The following is a 19,077-nucleotide window of genomic DNA, read 5'->3' as shown; positions in this document are numbered from 1 at the left end:
ATCCACTGGCTCGTGGCGTGCAGCGTGCGGCATATACGGGGAGGCCGCTCGTGTGGCGCCAGTGGATGCGTGCAGCGAGCCGGGCAGGGGCAGAATCGCCAGGGTCAGCTCGAGGCGTCGGCCGGGCCACCGCCCCATGCTCGTGCCACTACCCACGGCGGCACGCTGAACCCGCAGGCGATGGTCAGCGGGGCGAGCAGCCACAGCGGCGACAGCGCCGCGATGAGCGCGGGGGCCACCAGCGCCGCGAGCGGGCGATGCATCACCATGGCCAGCGCCCGCACCGTGATCGTCGTCCGCTCGGCGTGCTGGTCACGTGCCGCGGTCACGACGTACGCGCTGAGCAGAGCGATCATCACCCAGACCAGGGGAAGCATCAGACCCACCGCGAACACGCGCACCGAGGAGTCCATCCGGGGAAGCGCCAGGGCATTGGCCCCGATTCCGCCGAGCACCATCAGCAGCAGCGCCGATGCCGGGGCATCCCGGACCAGCGTGCGGCGCAGATGGCGCAGGGTCGACGTGAAGGCCGCGTCCTGGTACTGCTCCAGATCCGCTGTGGTGCGAGTGGCCGCGGCCAGGGACGGGACGATGCCGATCACGGTGAGGATCCCCAGCATCGCCGCCCAGTTCACGGCGAGGAAAGCCGCCGGTTTGGTCAGGAAGCGGACCAGGCCTCGCGCGTCCAGCGGATCGCGTCGGCCGATTCCCCGCTGTGCGCGGGAGAGACGGTCGGGCGCCGCTGAGGCCTGTGGGGCCGACGGGTCCGCCGTGGGCCCCACGAGAACGGTGGGAGCGCGCGAGGTCACTTGATGCCCGAGGCCGCGAAGCCCTGCACGAAGTAGCGCTGGAACACCAGGAACAGCACGATCATGGGCACGGCGGCGAGCGTCGTCCCCGCCATCAGCAGATGCCAGTCCGTGGCGGCCTCCTGCCGGAACGAGGAGATGCCCACCTGGATCACGCGCAGATTCTCCGAGGTCGTCACCAGCAGCGGCCACAGGAAGTTGTTCCATCCGGCCTCGAAGCTGAGCAGCGCGACCGTCAGCAGTCCCGGCTTGATCAGCGGGGTGACGATGCGGGTATAGATCCCGAACTCGCTGACCCCGTCCAGGCGAGCCGCTTCGATCAGCTCCGACGGCGTGGACACGTAGAACTGGCGGAACAGGAACACCATGAACGGCGAGATCGCCCCGGGGACGATCAGGGCCCACCAGGTGTCGATCCAGCCTGTGCCGCCGGCCCCGAGAATGCTGTTGCCGCCGAACAGCGGCATGTGGCGCACCATGAGGAACACCGGGATCACCGTCGCGTAGAACGGGATCATGATGCACGCGACCATCCATCCGAACACCGCCGGTGCCAGTCGGAACCTCAGCTTCGCGAGCGCATAGCCGCAGGCCGAGCCGAAGGCCACGTTGAGCAGCGCCGCGGCGGTCGCGAGGATGAAGCTGTTGCGCGCATAGACCCCGAAGGGCGCCCGGGTCAGGGCCTCGGTGTAGTTCTCCCACCGCAGGTCCTCCGGGATGAGCGGCATCGGGACCCGCGCGAGCTCCGTGGGGTCCCGGATCGAGGACAGGGCCATCCAGAGGAACGGCGCCGCCATGACCAGCGAGGAGACGACCAGGAAGACCAGCATCGCCGTCGAGGCGAGGCGCCTCTGACGACGCAGGCTCTTCGTCCGGGTCCTCCCGGCCGGAGCTGAGGGGCGGGTGGGAGCCGCCAGGGAGCGGGTGTCAGTCGCCATCGGTGCCTCCGACGATCTTGCGGGACAGGAAGGCGAGCACGATCAGGATCAGCAGCAGGATCACGGACTGGGCATTGGCCAGGCCCACGCGGAACTCCTGGAACGCCGTCTGGTAGATCCGGTACGTGACCACCGACGTCGAATTCGCCGGCCCTCCCTCGGTGAGGATGTAGATGAGGTCGAACGTCTGGAAGTTCGCGATGAGCGCGGTGATGAGGATGAAGAACGTCGCCGGCCGCAGCATCGGCACGGTGACGTGGAAGAACTTCTGCACGAAGTTCGCGCCGTCGAGATCCGCGGCCTCGTACAGCTGCCCGTCCACCCCCTGCAGCGCTGCCAGGTAGATCAGCATCTTGAGCCCGATGCCCTGCCAGATCGTCACCAGGATGACGGAGGCGAGGGCGAGGTCGGGGTTGGTGAGGAAGGGCAGCGGTCCGATGCCCACCACCCCGAGGACGACGTTCATCAGCCCATTCTCGGACGGGTTGTAGATCCACAGCCAGATCATGGCGACGGCGACCGTCGCGGTGATGTGCGGCAGGAACACCATCACGCGGAAGATCCCCTGACCGGGGATGGCGCGGTTGAGCATCACCGCGAACACGAGCGCGAGGAACATCGAGATCGGGATGCCCACGCCGGCGATGATCGCGTTGTGGAGGACCGATCGCCAGAAGAGGCCGTCGGTGAAGATCGTCGCGTAGTTCTCGAGACCGGCGAACTCCGGCGCGTGGATGATGTCGTACGCGGTGAAGCTCAGCACGATGGCCACGATGATCGGCACACCGATCCAGAGCAGCGTGTGCAGCGTGGCGGGGGCGGCGAGGATCAATCCCCAGCGGCGCTCGGCGGTGCGCACCGAACGACGGCGCACGGGAGCGTCAGGAGCTGCGACGCGCTCGGCGTCGGGGGTCGTGGGGCCGGGGGAGACGGCGGCGCTCATCGGAGCCTGCTGATCGCGTCGTCGCACAGCGACTTCATGTCCGCGAGCGTCTCCTCGACGCTCGCCCTGCGGGTCAGGCAGCCCTCGACGATCCCGTCGAGGTTGGTGCGGATCTGCATGTACCCGGCGGTGCCGCCCTCGGTGGCCCCGGCGTACTCGAGGTTCTCGAGCCCGAAGCGTGTGAGAAGGCTGCTCTGGATCTCCTCGTTCTCCGGGATGTCCGGGGTGGGCGGAACCTTCCCGGTCGCCGCGTTCGCGATCCCGAGGAACTCCGGCTCGAGCATGTGTTTCATGAAGGCACCTGCGGCGTCCTTGTTCTGGGAGAGGCTGGAGACGGAGATGAAGGTGCCGCCCTGGAACATGACCGGATCCCCGCCGACACCGGAGGGCATGAGGAACACGCCGGCGGCGCCCTCCTCGCACAGCTCCGGGGTCATCTGCATCCAGGTCGGCCAGTTCCCCGTCGCGACGAGGGACATGGCGGCCTTCTTCTGCTGGAACGGGGAGGGCTGGCCCTCGGCGGCCTGCATGTCGTAGTCGATCGAGCCGTCGTCCATGCGGTCGAGCATCCACTGCAGGGTGAGCCGCCCAGGTTCCTCGTGGAGCTTCGTGCTCAGCCCGTCCTCGCTGAACATGGTGCCGCCGAAGGCGTACAGCAGGAACACGAAGGCCTGGCGCGCACTGCCGGCGCTGCCGGAGAGGTAGTCGAAGCCGACCACCCCGTCGCCCGTGAGCTCGAGAGCAACCTCGGCGAGCTCGTCCATGCTGGTCGGCGGTTCGGTGATGCCCTTCGCCGCGAACATCTCGGGGTGGTAGGCGAGGAAGCGGAGGTCCAGCGCCTGCGGCAACGAGTAGTACTTGCCCTCGAAGCGGGCCGGAGCAAGCACGCTCTCGTCGAAGCCGAGCCCCTCGATGTAGTCGGCGGGGATCTCCGCGAAGATCCCCTTCTCCGCGAAGGGCTGGGTCCAGCCGACCCCCGTCATGATGAGGTCGGCGATGATGCCGCCCGCGATCCCGGTGGAGATCTTCTCGTTGAGCTTGTTCCAGTCGACCTGATCGACGGAGACGTCGATCCCCGTCCGCTCGGTGAACGGCGCGATCACCTCCTGATCCAGGACGGGGCGGTCGTCGCCCACGAAATCCGGGGTCAGCAGGCTGATCGATCCGGCGAGATCCGTGTCGTCGACCGCCAGGTCGAGGGGCACATCGGGGTCCAGGGCCCCGCCGGACCCGCAGGCCGCCGCGCCGAGACCGACGGCTGCTGCTCCGGTGGTGCCCAGGAGGGTACGGCGGGAAAACGACATCGGACTCCTCTCGACGATCCCTGGCGCATCCGCGCTCAGGGTCAGTCCTCCGGGGACCGTCGGGAGCGCATCGGTGCGCTCTGCGTCGGAACCGGACCCGGCCCGCCTGCCCCGTCCTTGTCGGCGGTGGACCGTGATGCCAGCTCAACGCATCCCTGCGGCGTGGTGGCCATGTTGCAGGGAGTTGCCGCGATCAGGGGAGTCCCTGGGCGTCCTCGCCTCAGCCTCGCTCCTGGTGGCGCAGCAGCACGGCGCCGTGGGGCGCAATGACCACGTCGATCGCCGTGGAGCCGGGGGAGACTCCCCGGGCTGCGTCGGACTGCTCGGTGATCGGACGGGTGGTCGCCGTCGTGCCGCTCCACAGCTCCTGCACCTCGCCCTCGAACCGGCTGGGCAGTCCGACGTCAGCGGCGTCCAGCGCGATCGCCAGGGGCTCTTCCCCGACGTTGAAGGCGGCGACGAAGTGCGGCGCGGCGTCGGCGCCGTCGACCCCGGAGCTGCCCGTCGCGGTCCACAGGACCAGCGGGCCCTCGCGGAACACCTCCCGTGCCCCGTGCGAGTCGCGATGCACGGCGAGCACGTCCGCGTTCTGCAGCAGCGCGATGGTCTCCGGGTCCGAGCCGGGCAGGTCGCCGCCGACCATCAGCGGGGAGCGGGCGATCACCCACAGCGTGATCAGGGTGCGGCGCTCATCGGGGGTGAGCAGGTCATCGCGGGCCTCGCCGCGTTCGGCGCGGATCCCGATCCTCCCGAGCGGGAGCATGTCCCCGTCGGCCCAGCCATCCGGCCCGGAGTGCGGGGCCCAGCGCGCGAAGCGGGCGAAGTTCGCCTCGACGTCCTTCCACCGGTCCCAGAGGTCATCGCAGATCCGCCACATGGTGGCGTGCTGGCGCAGGTGCGGCAGCCGGGTGAGGGAGAGATCGCGGCCCGGGGACAGGCTCAGCTGCATCGGCCGCCCGCAACGCTCTATCGCGGCGGCGAAGGCCTCGATCTCGGCAGTCTGGTACGGCCACAGCATGTCGTCGACCTTGAGGAAGTCCACGCCCCAGGATGCGTACAGCTCGAGCACGGAGTCGTAGTAGGCGTGCGCACCCGGCACCGTGTGATCGATGCCGACCATGTCCGGGTTCCATTCGCACGCGTTCGTGGGGTCGGCGATGTCGAGGGCGTGCAGGTCGCTGCCCACGATCGGGCTGTTCGCAGCGACCGCCCTGCGGGGAACCCCGCGCATGGCATGGATGCCGAAGCGCAGGCCGAGTGCATGGACCTGTGCGGCGAGGGGCCCGAAGCCGGCGCCCTCCACGGAGCTGGGAAAGCGGCCCGGATCCGGTAGCAGCCGGCCGTACTGGTCCAGCTCGAGCGGCGCATCGAGGTTGTACCCGTGCGATCGGGCCGAGGGATCCGACCAGTCGATGTCCACCACGACGGTGTCCCAGCCGTACGGCGCGAGATGCTCGGCCATGAATCGCGCATTGGCCAGCACCTCCGCCTCGGTGACGGTGGTGCCGTAGGAGTCCCAGGAGTTCCAGCCCATCGGCGGGCGGAGCGTGGCGACAGATGGCGGTGCGGTCGGGTCCGGTGGTGCGGTCATGTCACTCTCCGAGCAGTCGGTCGACGTAGGCGTTCGAGAACTTCCGGCCCGCGTCGAGACGGTCGCGCAGGGCGAGGAATTCCGGCAGTCGGGGGTACTGCTCGCGCACGGCGTCCGGCGCCGTGGTGAAGACCTTGCCCCAGTGCGGGCGCGGCGCGAACGGTGCCAGGCGCTCCTCGATCTCGGGCAGCAGCGCGTCCACCTCGCGGGGCAGCTGCTTCCAGGTGAAGTGCACGCAGGCGCTGTCGCGCTGGTAGGCCGGGGAGAGCCAGAGCTCGTCGGCCGCGACCGTGCGCACCTCGGAGGCGTGCAGCAGTGGCCGGATCCGCTCGCCCAACGGCATCACGGCGGCCAGGGCCTGCGCGACCTGCCCGCGCGGCACGAAGTACTCCGACTGGATCTCCTCGCCGTTGCTCGGCGTGAACTCGAGGCGGAAATGCGGCAGACGTTCGTGGGAAGGGCCGGGCTCCCCGGTCTGGTCGGTGCAGAAATCGGCCGGCATCCCCGGCAGCGGGTGCACGGGGGCGGTGGCCCGGTGCCCTCCGAACCATGTCTGCGGCAGCTCCTCGTCGACGCCGACGGCCTGCTTCACCCAGGCCTGCGCGATGTGCCCGTCCCAGTGGTGGAACAGGCTCACGCTGTAGCCACCGGCGAGCATGCCGCCAAGATCCTCGCCGTTCATGCGGTCCGCCGGAAAGTCCAGGTGGACGCTCTGGCGCATCGTGAAGGCGGGCACCAGATCGAGTGTCAGGTGGGTGACGATGCCGAGCGTCCCGAGCGCGAGCACCATCCCGTCGAAGTCCTCGGGGTTCTGATCGCGGGAGAGCGTGAGCAGGTCGCCCTCGGCGGTGACCAGGTCGATCGCCCGGACCGATGAGGAGAGGGAGCGGTGATGATCCCCGGAGCCGTGGGTGCCGGTCGCACTCGCGCCGCCCACCGAGATGTGGGGGAGCGAGCCCATGGTCGCCAGTGCCAGGCCGGCGTCTGCCGCGGCCAGGGCCAGCTCTCCGTACCGCACCCCGGCGCCCACCCGCACGGTCCGGGCGGCGGTGTCGAACTGGAGGTCCGAGGGCAGCTTCGCGAGCGTGACCAGCGCGGCATCGCTGGCGGCGATCTCCGAGAAGGAGTGCCGGGTGCCCAGCGCCCGGATGCGCGGCGCGGCGGCGACCAGTGCCTGCAGCTGCGCGACCGATTCCGGGGCGTGCAGGGGCCCGGGCCCGTAGTCGACGGTGCCGGACCAGCTGCGGCCGGGGCGCTCGAGCGCGTGGTCGGGGGAGGGGCTGATGGGGGACAAGCGCTCCACCTCTTCGTGGTCTGCAGAGATAAGGACTGAGATGACGCTGGACGGCGGTGACTGTGGACGGAGGTGACTGTGGACTGCGGGCGCTCTGCACCGTGGCGAGACGTGCCCGCGCGGCCCCGCCCGCCCGCGCCCGCCCGCTGACTCACCGGAATTGTCCGCCCAGGACCGATGCGCGGGTGAACATCGGTCCTGGGGGGACATTTCTGGACATCGCGGGCTCGGCTGGGCACCGCGGGCTCGGCTGGGCACCGCGGCGTCGGCTGGGCACCGCCGGCTGGGCCGGGCGGGGCGTGCGCGGTGGGGGTGGGTCAGAAGCCCTGGCCGAGGCGGTAGAAGACCTGGTTGGTGCGCAGCTCCTGGGTGAAGGCGCGCACGGTGGTGTCCTCGTCGATCACGGCGAGCTCGAGGTCGCCGATCTGGGCGAGGTCCTGCCAGACCTCCAGGCCCAGGGCGGTGGACATGACCGTGTGGTGGGCGGCGCCCGCGGTCAGCCAGCACTCGGCGGAGGTCGCGAAGTCCGGAGCGGGCTCCCAGACGGCGCAGGCCACCGGCAGGTTCGGCAGCTCGTGCTCGGGTTCGACCACGTTCACGACGTTGGCGATCAGACGGAATCGCTCGCGCATGTCGCTCATCGCCACCACCACGGCAGGGCCGGCGTCGGCCGTGAACTTCAGGCGCACCGGGTCCTCGCGGTCGCCGATTCCCAGCGGATGGACCTCCAGCGACGCCTTGGCGGTGGTCAGCGAGGGGGAGACCTCGAGCATGTGGGCGCCCAGGATCTTCTCGCTGCCCGGGGTGAGCTCGTAGGTGTAGTCCTCCATGAGGGAGGCGCCGCCGGGCAGGCCGTGGCCCATCACGGCGGCGACCCGCACCAGGATCGCGGTCTTCCAGTCGCCCTCGGCGCCGAAGCCGTACCCGTCGGCCATCAGGCGCTGCACCGCGAGGCCGGGGAGCTGGCGCAGCCCGCCGAGATCCTCGAAGTTCGTGGTGAATGCGCCGAATCCGCCGTCGGCGAGGAAGGTGCGCAGGCCGATCTCCTGACGGGCGCCATAGCGCAGCGACTCGTGGCGCTCGCCGCCCTTGCGCAGCTCGGGGACGACCTCGTAGAGCTCCTCGTACTCCGCGACCAGCGCGTCGACATCTCGGTCGTCGACCGCATCCACCACTGTGACCAGGTCGTTCACGCCCCAGGTGTTCACGCTGACGCCCAGGCGAAGCTCGGCCTCGGTCTTGTCGCCCTCGGTGACGGCGACATTGCGCATGTTGTCCCCGAAGCGGGCGAGCTTCAGCGAGTGCATCTCGGCCCAGCCGGTGGCGGCGCGGGCCCAGCGGCCCACCTTCTCCTGGACGCCCTCATCGCTCGCGTGGCCGACGACGGTCTTGCGGTTCACGCCGAGACGAGTGGCGATGTAGCCGAACTCGCGGTCGCCATGGGCGGCCTGGTTCAGGTTCATGAAGTCCATGTCGATGGTCGCCCACGGCAGCTCGACGTTGGCCTGCGTGTGCAGGTGCAGCAGCGGCGTGCGCAGGGCGTCGAGGCCCTGGATCCACATCTTCGCCGGGGAGAAGGTGTGCATCCACGCGATGACGCCCACGCAGGCAGGATCGGCGTTCGCGGCCAGGGCGATCTCGCGGATCGCGTCGCGGTCGGTGAGCACGGGCTTCCAGACGATCTTCACCGGGTTCGAGGAGCCGGAGTCGAGCGTCTCGGCGATCGTGCGGGACTGCTCGGCGACCTGGTCGAGCGTCTCGGGGCCGTACAGGCCCTGGCTGCCGGTGAGGAACCAGATCTCGCGGGATGCGAAAGGGTTGTCCACGGGGACTCCTTCAGGAGGGTTCGAGGTGGGCGGGCTCGCCGATGGGCCGGCCGCAGGACGAAGTGACCTCCCTAGCGTGAACGTTCACATTGTGGGTGTCAAGCGGTGACCGGGAGCAATCTGGGGGCATCGACGGTGGTGGACGCGCAGAAGGAGGCCGACCCGAGGGTCGGCCTCCTTCGTTCTGCATGCCGCGCCGGCTCAGCGGTGCGGCGCCGAGATCACTCCTCCTGCGGAGGAGCGGAATCTTCTCGCGTCGACTGCCTCTCGGTGCGGCCGCGTCCGAAGGCGCCCTTGGTGCGCGCGAGCCGGTAGTCGATGCGGTCGTCCACCACGGTCTCGAGCTCTCGGCTCTCGGTGAGGTCGCCGGTGATGTGGGCGGTGACCGCGTCCAGTCGCCGGATCTGCTCGTGCTGGTTCAGCACGGCCTGATCGATGCCCAGCGCCTTGACCAGCGCCACGCACATCAGCAGCAGGATGATGCTGAACGGCAGGGCAGTGACCAGTGAGCCTGCCTGCAGCGACTCGAGGCCGCCGGAGAGCAGCAGGGCGATGGCCAGGAAGCCCTCCAGGGCTGCCCACAGCACGCGCGACCACATCGGCGGGTTCGGGTGCCCACCGGAGGCGAGCATGTCGACCACGAGCGAACCGGAGTCCGAGGAGGTGATGAAGAAGATCGCCACCAGGATGATGCCCAGGACCGACAGCAGGCCGGTGGCGGGGAAGCCCTCGAAGATGCGGAACATCGATTCCTCGGCGGTGACGTCCCCGAGGTCACCCGCGCCGAACCACTGGCGGTACAGGCCGTTGCCGCCCCAGACGGAGAACCAGATCATGCCCAGGAGCGAGGGGACCAGGAGCACGCCGGCGATGAACTGCCGCACCGTGCGGCCCCGGGAGATCCGGGCGATGAACACGCCGACGAACGGCGCCCAGGCGATCCACCAGCCCCAGTAGAACAGGGTGTTCCCGGCGAACCAGGACTGTGCTTCCTCGGTGCGCGTGTAGGCGCCGACGTCGAGGGTCATCTCGAAGACGTTGGCGAAGTAGACGCCGAGGGACTCGACGAAGTTCTGCAGGATGAAGACGGTCGGGCCGAACACCACTGCGGTGATCATGAGGACGGCGGCCAGCGACAGGTTGCCGTTGGAGAGCCACTTGATCCCGACGCCCACGCCGCTGACCACGGAGAGCGTGGCCAGGAAGGTGATCACGACGATCAGGATGATGAGGAAGGTATCGCCCGTCGAGCCGACCAGACCGATCGCCTCCATGCCTGCGGCGATCTGCTGGACGCCGAGACCGAGCGAGGTGGCGATGCCGAAGACCGTGCCGCAGATCGCCAGGACGTCGATGACGTCGCCGACCCAGCCCTTGACCCGGTCACCGAACAGCGGTTCGAGGGCCCAGCGGATGGAGACGGGGCGGCCGCGGCGGTGGATGGCGTAGGCAAGAGCCAGGCCGATGATCGCGTAGGCGGCCCAGGGGTGCAGCCCCCAGTGCATGAAGGTCTGGGCCATGGCGAGGCCGGAGAGCTCGACGCCCTCGCCCTCCCAGCCGGGCTTCGCGGCGCCGGTGGTGTAGCCGAGCGGCTCGGCGACGCCGTAGAAGACCAGCCCGATGCCCATGCCGGCGGAGAACAGCATCGCGAACCACGAGAACAGTCCGAACTCGGGCTTGTCGTTGTCGCGGCCCAGGCGGATGCCGCCGAAGGGGGACAGGGCGAGCACGATCGAGAACGCCACGAAGATGCCGATGGTGAGCATGTAGAACCAGCCCAGGTCGGCGACGATCCAGTTCTGTGCGCCACTCATGACCTTGCTGGAGGTCTCGGGGAAGAGGACCGTGAGCAGGGCGACGCCGAGCACGATGAGCAGCGCGGGCCAGAACACCGCCGGAGCGAGGGTTCCCTTGCCGATGCGCGCGCCCTGGCGGCGCAGCTTCTCGGTGATCTCGTCGTCGGTGTCGTTCTCCGCGATCTGGAGGGAGCGCGGGAGGTGAACAGTCTCCGGCAGGTGGTCCGGCCAGGAGCCTGGGGTAGAGGTCGCCGGAGTGCCGCCAGCCTCCTCTGTGCTGTCAGGGGTGCTCATCGCAATCCGTTCTCTCTAGGGTGGTTCTCTAGGGTGTTTTCGCCTCTACCTTGAACGGTTCTCAGTATTCACACAACCACGAGCTGTGACTGGGGGCACACTGTAATGGGATTGGTGCAGGTGCGGGCGATTACGCGGCCTGTGAGAGAAGACGTCGTGGGTCAGGGATCTCACAGGAATTTCCGTGACCGGCGCGAGGCGTGGCCGGGCGAGGCGCCGGGGGTGGTCCGGTCGGCGCGATCGGGGCTCGGCTCGTCGCTCAGCGACTGGTGCCGTGCTGGCCATAGACGTTCTGGTAGCGGTCGTACAGCGAATCGACGATGCTCGGCTCGAGGGGCAGCGGGTCCCCGAGCTGCCTCGAGATGTGCACGGTGCGTGCCACCTCCTCGCACATCACGGCGGCCTTCACGGCGTCGCGGGCATCCTTGCCGATGGTGAAGGGGCCGTGGTTCTGCATCAGCACGGCGCGGGACCGGGAGCCGCGCAGGGTCTCGACGATCCCGCGGCCGATGGAGTCGTCGCCGATGATCGCGAGGGGGCCCACGGGGATCGGGCCGCCGAACTCGTCGGCCATCATCGTCAGCACGCAGGGGATCTCCTGGCCGCGGGCGGCCCAGGCGGTCGCGTAGGTGGAGTGGGTGTGGACCACGCCGCCCACCTCGTCCATGGTCAGGTAGACGTAGGCGTGGGCCGCGGTGTCCGATGACGGTGTCAGGGCATCCGGGGTGCCATCCTCGATCTTCTCCCCCTCCAGGGTGCAGACCACCATGTTCGCGGGGGCGAGATCGTCGTAGGAGATGCCCGAGGGCTTGATGACGAACAGGCCGGGCAGGTCCGGGTCCGTCAGCGGGACCCGTTCGGAGACGTTGCCGGCGGTCCAGACCACCAGCTCGTTGCGGGGCAGCTCGGCGTGCAGGGCCGCGACGCGCTCGCGGGTCGCGGCGACAGCCCGCTGCGCGGCCTGGGGGAGTGCGGTGAGGGTGATCGTCACGGGGGGCTCCTGGGGTCGGATGGAAGGGATGCGGAACGGGGGCCGGGCCCGACGGGGCCGGTCAGCACCTCGGGCGGTTCAGTCGAGGACCTCGCCAGCGAGTCGCTCGACCGGCAGCCCGGTGCGGTACCCGGCCAGCCAGGTCGCGTGCCCGGCCATCCCGGCTTCGTCGGGGTGCACGGTGGTGAGCTCCTGGGAGGCGAAGACCTGCGCGGACAGGAAGGCGCTGAGCGACTCGGGCACGGCGGCGGCGGCGGTGCGCGCGGTGTAAGCGGCCAGCAGCGCCATGCCCCAGGAGCCTCCTTCGCCGGCGGACTCGCCGACGGCGACCGGGGTGGCGATGGCGTCGGCCAGCACCTGCTGAGCCACACCCTTCGTGCGGAAGATGCCGCCGTGCGCGTACATCACGTCCAGCTGCACCCCCTCGTCCTTCAGCAGCGCCTCCATCCCCACCGCGAGCGCACCGAAGGCCCCGTAGAGCTGGGAGCGCATGAAGTTCTCGAGGGTGAAGCGGGCTTCCTGCTCGCGCACCAGCAGCGGACGGCCGGAGGGCACGCCCGTCTGGTGCTCCCCGGAGATGTAGTTGTAGGACAGCACGCCGCCGGCGTCGGCCTCGCCCTGGGCGCCCGCGCCGAACAGGGTGCCGAACAGCTCCTGGGCGCCGACGGGGTGGCCGATCAGTTCGGCGAAGCGGGAGAAGATCCCCAGCCAGGCGTCGAGGTCGCCGGTGCAGTTGTTGGTGTGGATCATCGCCACCGGATCACCGGAGGGTGTGGTGACCAGGTCGATCTCCTCGCGGGGCCCGGACAGCGGGCCTTCCAGGACGACCATCGCGAAGGCGCTGGTGCCGGCGGAGACGTTGCCGGTGCGCGGGTCCACCGCCTGGGTGGCGACCATGCCGGTGCCGGCGTCGCCCTCCGGGGGAGCGGCCACGGCGCCGCTGCGCAGGGCGCCCGAGGCATCGAGCAGGGCGGCGCCCTGCGCGGTCAGCGAGCCGGCGTCCTGCCCGGCGACGAGCACCTCGGGCAGGATCTCGGGCAGCGACCAGGGCAGGTCGGCGACCTCGTCGAGGGCGGCGAAGCGCTCGAGCAGCTCGGGGTCGAACCCATCGCCCGAGGCGGCGATGGGGAAGACGCCGCTCGCGTCGCCGACGCCGAGCACGGTGCGGCCGGTGAGCTGCCAGTGCACGTACCCGGCCAACGTGGTGAGGTGGCCGAGGCGAGGGACGTGCTCCTCGCCGCCAAGGGTCGCGTGCAGCAGGTGCGCGACGCTCCAGCGCAGCGGGATGTTGAGCTCGAAGGTGCGGCTGAGCAGCGCGGCGGCGTCGGCCGTGTAGGTGTTGCGCCAGGTGCGGAACGGGACCAGCTGCTCGCCGTGCTCGTCGAAGGCGAGGTAGCCGTGCATCATCGCCGAGATGCCGATGCTCGCCAGGTGCGTGAGCTCCACGTCGTGGCGCTCACGCACGTCGCGCAGCAGATCGGCGTAGCAGTCGCGGATCCCGTCCCAGGCGGCGTCGAGCGAGTAGGTCCAGTTCTCGTCGGCGTAGTCGTTCTCCCAGGCGTGCGAGCCGGCGCCGAGCACTGTGCCGGCGTCGTCGATGAGGGCTGCCTTGATGCGGGTCGACCCGAGTTCGAGGCCGAGGTGCGCGCGCCCCGCCCCGATGAGGGCGGCGGCACTGGAGGCGGGGGGCGTGGTGTGGTCTGCTGAGGACACGGCATCGTGCGTCATGGGTTCAGCCAACCAGCTGGCAGGCGGCATGTCAACGTTCACATTGTGCTGTCCAAGGGGTGGGCGCGCGGGCTCGGCGGGTGTCAGTGCGTGCGCTCGGGCCGCGTGGATCGGCGCACGACCAGGCGGGGTGGCAAGGTGCGCGGCGTGCCGGCGGGGAGCTCGCGACCCTCGAGCAGGCACAGCAGGCGCTGGAGCGCGAGGCGGCCCAGATCGGCGAAGGGCTGGGAGACCGTGGTCAGCGACGGGACCAGGAACTCGGCGCCCAGCATGTTGTCGAAGCCGACCACGGCGACGTCCTCGGGCACGCGCAGCCGGTGCTCGTGCAGGGCGTGCAGCACTCCGATCGCCATCATGTCGTTCGCGGCGAAGATCGCATCCGGCAGGCCGTCCTTGATCAGTGCGCTGGTCATCTCGTAGCCCGCCAGAGGAGTCCAGTCCCCTGGCCCGACGACGGCTCCGTCGAGGCCGTGCTCCTCGAGGGCCTGCTCGAAGCCGTCCAGGCGGGCGCGGGCGTCGAACCAGTCCTGCGGGCCGGAGGCATGGACGACCGAGCGGGCCCCGGTGCGCACCAGGTGCTCGACGACCTGGTGAGCCCCGAGTCGCTGGTCCACGCCGACGACCTCGACACCCGGGACCCGCGGCGCCTGCGCGGAGACGGCGACGACGGGTGTGGAGCGGGCGACCGCGGCGACGGCGGGCACCATTCCTTCATGGGCGGCAACCACGAGGACCCCGTCGGCTCCCGAGCTCAGGAGCTCCGCGCCGATCTCCCGGCAGCCGGCGTCATCCGCGCCGACCGTGGTCAGCACCACGGAGTAGCCGGCATCGCGGGCGGCCGTCTCGATCGCGGTGGTGGTCTCCGCCGGACCGAACAGCGCGGAGCCGTCGGTGAGCATCCCGATCAGCGAGGAGCGGGTGGTCTTCAGGGCGCGGGCGGCGCGGTTGGGCGTGTAGCCGAGCGCGGAGATCGCCTCGAGCACCCGGGAGCGGGTCGCCGGGCGCACGACATCCGGTTCGTTGAGCACCCGGGAGACGGTCTGGTAGGAGACCCCGGCGCGGGAGGCGACGTCGGCCATGGAGGGGCGGCGTGGCGTGGTGGCCATGCGTGCTCCTTCCCGTCGTGACCTGCGGAATCGATTTACAGCAGGTCAGGCTGGGAATCGGAAGTGACCAGTGGTAAGTCGTTGCCGACTTGTGACCCGAGCGGGCCTCTCCCTTCTTGACATCTGCTTCAATGTGAACGTTATCATTCGGGCGGTCCTCGCCACAGGCGGCGTGCGCACCACCGGACACGGGCCCACCCAGGGCTGCAGAAGTCCCGCCGACGCACCGTCGGCACCACGGTCGGCGTCGACGCCCGCCGCAGTGCTGCCGGCGCAGAGCTCGAGGCGGGGCGTTCCACCTGCTGCAGGTAGCAGACGGCGATTTCGAGGAGGAAATACCCATGCACAACCGGAGAATCTTCATGCTGGGAGCGACGGCCACGGCGGCCGCGCTCGGACTGGCCGCCTGCGGCGGCGAGGGCGCCGGTTCCGGCGGCCCGGACACCGACGCTGAGCCCAGCGAACAGACCCTCGGCGTCGCGATGCCGACGGAGACCTACGAGCGGTGGGTCGCCGACGGCAACAACATCAAGGAGGGCCTGGAGGAAAAGGGCTTCACGGTCGACATGCAGTACGCGCAGGACGACATCCCCACCCAGCAGCAGCAGATCGACCAGATGATCAACTCGGGCGTCTCCGCCCTGCTCATCGCCTCGATCGATGGGGCGTCGCTGTCCTCCCAGCTGGATGCTGCCGCTGCCGCGGGCATTCCGGTCATCGCCTACGACCGTCTGCTGACCGACAACGAGAACGTCGACTTCTACGTCACCTTCGACAACTACAAGGTCGGCGTGAACCAGGCGAACGCCCTGATGTACGGTCTGGGTCTGCTCGATCAGGAGTTCGAGCCTGCGTCCGACGCCCCCGAGGGCCCGCTGAACGTGGAGCTGTTCGCCGGCTCGCTCGACGACAACAACGCCCACCTGTTCTGGGAGGGCGCGATCGACACCCTGCAGCCCTACCTCGACGACGGCACGCTCGTGGTCCCGTCCGGGCAGATGGACATCGAGCAGGCCGCCACCCAGCGCTGGGAGCAGGAGACCGCCCAGAAGCGCATGGAGAACCTGCTGACCACCCATTACAACGGCGGCGAGGAGCTGAGCGGGGTGCTCGCCCCGGCCGACCCGCTGTCACGCGGCATCATCAATGCGCTGCAGAACTCGGGCCGCGGCCCGACCATCGAGGACGGGCTGCCGATCGTGACCGGCCAGGACGCGGAGATCGCCTCGATCACGCTGATCGCCGACGGCGTCCAGCACTCGACGATCTTCAAGGACACCCGCGACCTCGCCGACCAGGCGATCCTCGCCGCCGAGTCCATCCTGAAGGGCGAGGATCCCGAGGCCAATGACACCGAGACCTACGAGAACGGTGTGAAGGTGGTGCCGGCGTACCTGCTCGAGGTGCAGATGGTCCTCCAGGAGAACTACGAGGAGATCATGGTCGACTCCGGCTACTACACGCCGGAGCAGGTCGAAGCCGGCAAGCTCTGAGCAGTCTCCTGCAGCAGCACACAGGTGAGGTCCCGGCCGCGCGGCTGCGCGCGCCGGGGCCTTCCGCCCGAAGGAGGGCCCCTTGACCGAACACATCCTCGTGATGCGGTCCATCACCAAACGCTTCCCCGGCGTCATCGCCCTCAAGGACGTCTCCTTGACGGTCGACGACGGGGAGATCCACGCCATCTGCGGAGAGAACGGCGCCGGGAAGTCCACGCTCATGAAAGTGCTCTCCGGGGTCGAGCCGGCCGGCTCCTACGAGGGCGAGATCCACTACCGCGGTCGTCCCGTCAGCTTCTCGTCGATCAATGAATCCGAGGCCGAGGGCATCGTGATCATCCACCAGGAGCTCGCCCTGGTCCCGCACCTCTCGATCGCCGAGAACATCTTCCTGGGCAACGAGCAGACCAGGGGCGGTGTCATCAGCTGGCACGAGACCAACGCGCGCGCCGCCGAGCTGATGGCGCGGGTGGGCCTGGACGAGAACCCGGTGACGCTCGTCGGCCAACTGGGCGTGGGCAAGCAGCAGCTGGTCGAGATCGCCAAGGCACTCACCAAGAATGTGAGCCTGCTGATCCTGGACGAGCCCACGGCCGCCCTGAACGACGACGATTCCGAGCACCTGCTCGGCCTCATCCGCGGACTGCGCGATGAGGGCGTGACCAGCATCATCATCTCCCACAAGCTCGGAGAGATCGCGGCGGTCGCCGACGCGACCACCGTCATCCGCGACGGCTCGACCATCGAGACCATCGACATGCGGGTGCCCGACGACGAGAAGTCCACCCTGGTTCCACGGATCATCAAGGGCATGGTCGGGCGGGACATCGACAGCCTCTACCCGGAGCGTCACGCCGAGATCGGCGAGGAGATCTTCCGGATCGAGGACTGGCACGTCACCCACCCCACCCAGCCGGACCGCCTCCTGGTCGACGGCGCCGCGCTGAACGTGCGCGCCGGCGAGGTCGTCGGCATCGCGGGCCTGATGGGTGCCGGGCGCACCGAGCTCGCCATGAGCGTGTTCGGCCACTCCTACGGCCGAGACATCACCGGGACCGCGTACATGCATGGCAAGCCCGTGCTGATGCGCACCGTCTCCGAAGCCATCGACGCCGGCATCGCCTACGTCTCCGAGGATCGCAAGCAGTTCGGGCTGAACCTGATCCAGGACATCCGCACCAACGTCACCTCCGCGGCGCTGTCGAAGGTCACCTCGCGCGGCTGGATCGACGGCAACGAGGAGATCGCGGTCGCCGAGCGCTACCGCTCCTCGCTGAACATCAAGACCCCGACCGTCATGGCGCAGGTCGGCAAGCTCTCCGGCGGCAATCAGCAGAAGGTCGTGCTCAGTAAGTGGCTCTACACCGAGCCGGACCTCTTGATCCTGGACGAGCCCACCCGCGGCGTCGACGTCGGAGCCAAGTTCGAGATCTATTCGATCATCAACGAGCTCGCCGAAGCCGGCAAGGCGATCATCGTCATCTCCTCGGAGCTGCCCGAAGTCATGGGCCTGGCCGATCGCATCTACACACTGTCCACGGGCCGCATCACCGGTGAGGTCGCCGCCCAGGACGCAACGCAGGAGCGCCTCATGGAGCTCATGACCATGGAGAGGGAGTGAGCGCGCCTCATGGCCGGAACTTCTAATATCAAAGAACTCCTGACGCGGAACCTGCGTCAGAGCGGCATCTACATCGCCTTCGTGTTCATCATCGTGCTGTTCACCATCCTCACGGGCGGCGCACTGCTGAGCCCGGGCAACCTGACCAACCTGGTCCTGCAGTACTCCTACATCCTGATCCTCGCGATCGGCATGGTGCTGATCATCGTGGCCGGGCACATCGACCTGTCGGTGGGCTCAGTGGTCGCCCTGACCGGCGGCGTCGCCGCGGTCGTAGTGATCGGCAACGGCCTGCCCTGGTGGGTCGGCGTCCTCGCGGCGCTCGGCACCGGTGTGCTGGTGGGGCTGTGGCAGGGCTTCTGGGTCGCGTACGTCGGCATCCCCGCCTTCATCGTCACCCTCGCGGGCATGCTCATCTTCCGTGGCCTGACCATGCAGGTCCTCGGCAACGTCTCGCTCTCGCCCTTCCCGGAGCAGTACCAGTACATCTCCGGCGGGTTCCTCAACGGGCTCTTCGGCGGCGACGGATACGACGCCTTCACGCTGTTCCTCGCGGCGGCGCTGGTCGTGGTCTTCGCGATCCAGCAGTACCGCGGCCGCCTCGCCAAGCTGAAGTACAAGCAGCCGGTCGAGGCCCTGGTCCTGTTCTGGCTGAAGACGGCGGTCGTGGCGCTCGTGGTCATGGCCTTCGCCTGGCAGCTCGCGCACTCGCGCGGCCTCCCGGTGGTGCTGATCCTGCTGGCGGCGCTGGTGCTCATCTACGGCTTCATCAGTCAGCGCACCATCTTCGGCCGGCACATCTACGCCATGGGCGGCAACCTGCAGGCCGCGCAGCTGTCCGGCGTGAAGACGCGCCGGGTCAACATGCTCCTGTTCGTGAACATGGGCCTGCTCTCGGCGGTCGCGGGCATCGTGTACTCCGCGCGGTCCAACAGCGCCCAGCCGGGCGCCGGCAACATGTTCGAGCTGGACGCCATCGCGGCTGCCTTCATCGGCGGCGCCGCGGTGACCGGTGGCATCGGCAAGGTGCACGGCGCGATCATCGGCGGCCTGATCATGGCGGTCATGTCCAACGGCATGCAGATCATGGGTATCGACCAGTCCACGCAGTCGGTCGTGCGCGGCGTGGTGCTGCTGCTGGCCGTCGCCTTCGACGTGTGGAACAAGAAGCGCTCCACGAGCGCCGCCTGACGGCCGACCGGGCGAGCCCCGGAGCCTCCCGGGAGCGGAGCCCCGCCGCCGATCTCGACCCCCTGCGTCGAGGGAGGCGGCGGGGCTCCGTGCGGTGCAGGCGGTATCGCCCGCACGCCCTACAACGATGAAACCCTGGTGTTTGTGAG

14 protein-coding genes are annotated in these 19,077 nt (G+C 69.3%); 3 read left to right on the top strand and 11 right to left on the bottom strand.

The genetic code is table 11. From position 1 onward, the window contains the following. Nucleotides 1-104: 104 nt before the first annotated feature. From INT51_RS02485 to INT51_RS02435, 11 genes are all read right to left on the bottom strand, one after another. Entirely contained in the window at nt 105-809 is a 705-nt protein-coding gene (locus INT51_RS02485; RefSeq protein WP_193103622.1) for a hypothetical protein, read from the bottom strand. Continuing rightward, entirely contained in the window at nt 806-1,747 is a 942-nt protein-coding gene (locus INT51_RS02480; protein WP_193103621.1) for a carbohydrate ABC transporter permease, read from the bottom strand. The genes INT51_RS02485 and INT51_RS02480 overlap by 4 nt, the downstream gene beginning before the upstream one ends. Then, the gene (locus tag INT51_RS02475; protein ID WP_193103620.1) at nt 1,737-2,690 is read right to left on the bottom strand and encodes a carbohydrate ABC transporter permease; all 954 of its coding nucleotides are present in this window, start codon (nt 2,688-2,690) and stop codon (nt 1,737-1,739) included. The genes INT51_RS02480 and INT51_RS02475 overlap by 11 nt, the downstream gene beginning before the upstream one ends. Next, on the bottom strand, nt 2,687-3,994 hold the full coding sequence (locus INT51_RS02470) for an extracellular solute-binding protein (RefSeq protein ID WP_193103619.1): 1,308 nt from the start codon (nt 3,992-3,994) through the stop codon (nt 2,687-2,689). Before INT51_RS02470 ends, INT51_RS02475 begins: the two co-directional genes overlap by 4 nt. 220 nt (nt 3,995-4,214) lie before the next feature. Beyond that, nucleotides 4,215-5,585, bottom strand: coding sequence for a glycoside hydrolase family 27 protein (locus INT51_RS02465; protein ID WP_226831890.1), 1,371 nt, complete (start codon nt 5,583-5,585; stop codon nt 4,215-4,217). 1 nt (nt 5,586) lies between these two features. Continuing rightward, nucleotides 5,587-6,879, bottom strand: a complete 1,293-nt coding sequence (locus INT51_RS02460; RefSeq protein WP_226831889.1) for an FAD-binding protein — start codon at nt 6,877-6,879, stop codon at nt 5,587-5,589. Nucleotides 6,880-7,196: 317 nt separating this feature from the next. Beyond that, complete coding sequence (gene araA, locus INT51_RS02455; protein WP_193103617.1) at nt 7,197-8,705, bottom strand: L-arabinose isomerase; 1,509 nt, start codon at nt 8,703-8,705, stop codon at nt 7,197-7,199. Between the two features lie 221 nt (nt 8,706-8,926). Continuing rightward, a complete protein-coding gene (locus INT51_RS02450; RefSeq protein ID WP_193103616.1) occupies nt 8,927-10,795 on the bottom strand; it encodes a BCCT family transporter in 1,869 nt (622 codons plus the stop codon). Nucleotides 10,796-11,054: 259 nt separating this feature from the next. Next, nucleotides 11,055-11,786, bottom strand: coding sequence for an L-ribulose-5-phosphate 4-epimerase (locus INT51_RS02445; protein WP_193103615.1), 732 nt, complete (start codon nt 11,784-11,786; stop codon nt 11,055-11,057). A gap of 78 nt (nt 11,787-11,864) precedes the next feature. Beyond that, a complete protein-coding gene (locus INT51_RS02440; RefSeq protein ID WP_193103614.1) occupies nt 11,865-13,514 on the bottom strand; it encodes a xylulokinase in 1,650 nt (549 codons plus the stop codon). A gap of 83 nt (nt 13,515-13,597) precedes the next feature. Further along, the gene (locus tag INT51_RS02435) at nt 13,598-14,620 is read right to left on the bottom strand and encodes a LacI family DNA-binding transcriptional regulator (RefSeq protein WP_193103613.1); all 1,023 of its coding nucleotides are present in this window, start codon (nt 14,618-14,620) and stop codon (nt 13,598-13,600) included. Between the two features lie 341 nt (nt 14,621-14,961). Between INT51_RS02435 and chvE the strand changes: the two genes are divergently transcribed. The 3 genes from chvE to mmsB all read left to right on the top strand — a co-directional run bounded on the left by chvE (nt 14,962) and on the right by mmsB (nt 18,928). Then, the gene (chvE, locus tag INT51_RS02430; RefSeq protein WP_193103612.1) at nt 14,962-16,113 is read left to right on the top strand and encodes a multiple monosaccharide ABC transporter substrate-binding protein; all 1,152 of its coding nucleotides are present in this window, start codon (nt 14,962-14,964) and stop codon (nt 16,111-16,113) included. Between the two features lie 82 nt (nt 16,114-16,195). Continuing rightward, nucleotides 16,196-17,737: a multiple monosaccharide ABC transporter ATP-binding protein gene (mmsA, locus tag INT51_RS02425; RefSeq protein ID WP_193103611.1), complete on the top strand. Its 1,542-nt coding sequence runs from the start codon at nt 16,196-16,198 to the stop codon at nt 17,735-17,737. A gap of 9 nt (nt 17,738-17,746) precedes the next feature. Further along, a complete protein-coding gene (gene mmsB / locus INT51_RS02420; RefSeq protein ID WP_193103610.1) occupies nt 17,747-18,928 on the top strand; it encodes a multiple monosaccharide ABC transporter permease in 1,182 nt (393 codons plus the stop codon). The last annotated feature ends 149 nt before the right edge of the window (nt 18,929-19,077 follow it).

Source organism: Brachybacterium sp. FME24 (assembly GCF_014897705.1).
Lineage (GTDB): Bacteria > Actinomycetota > Actinomycetes > Actinomycetales > Dermabacteraceae > Brachybacterium.
The sequence above is the reverse complement of the archived record's forward strand: the minus strand, read 5'-3'. Positions and strand labels throughout refer to the sequence as shown.

What these genes read in the sequence shown, in the direction of transcription:
- chvE (WP_193103612.1), top strand. Translation starts at nt 14,962, where the DNA reads ATGCACAACCGGAGAATCTTCATGCTGGGAGCGACGGCCACGGCGGCC.
- INT51_RS02465 (WP_226831890.1), bottom strand. Translation starts at nt 5,585, where the DNA reads ATGACCGCACCACCGGACCCGACCGCACCGCCATCTGTCGCCACGCTC.
- INT51_RS02435 (WP_193103613.1), bottom strand. Translation starts at nt 14,620, where the DNA reads ATGGCCACCACGCCACGCCGCCCCTCCATGGCCGACGTCGCCTCCCGC.
- INT51_RS02450 (WP_193103616.1), bottom strand. Translation starts at nt 10,795, where the DNA reads ATGAGCACCCCTGACAGCACAGAGGAGGCTGGCGGCACTCCGGCGACC.
- INT51_RS02475 (WP_193103620.1), bottom strand. Translation starts at nt 2,690, where the DNA reads ATGAGCGCCGCCGTCTCCCCCGGCCCCACGACCCCCGACGCCGAGCGC.
- INT51_RS02480 (WP_193103621.1), bottom strand. Translation starts at nt 1,747, where the DNA reads ATGGCGACTGACACCCGCTCCCTGGCGGCTCCCACCCGCCCCTCAGCT.
- INT51_RS02440 (WP_193103614.1), bottom strand. Translation starts at nt 13,514, where the DNA reads ATGACGCACGATGCCGTGTCCTCAGCAGACCACACCACGCCCCCCGCC.
- INT51_RS02470 (WP_193103619.1), bottom strand. Translation starts at nt 3,994, where the DNA reads ATGTCGTTTTCCCGCCGTACCCTCCTGGGCACCACCGGAGCAGCAGCC.
- mmsB (WP_193103610.1), top strand. Translation starts at nt 17,747, where the DNA reads ATGGCCGGAACTTCTAATATCAAAGAACTCCTGACGCGGAACCTGCGT.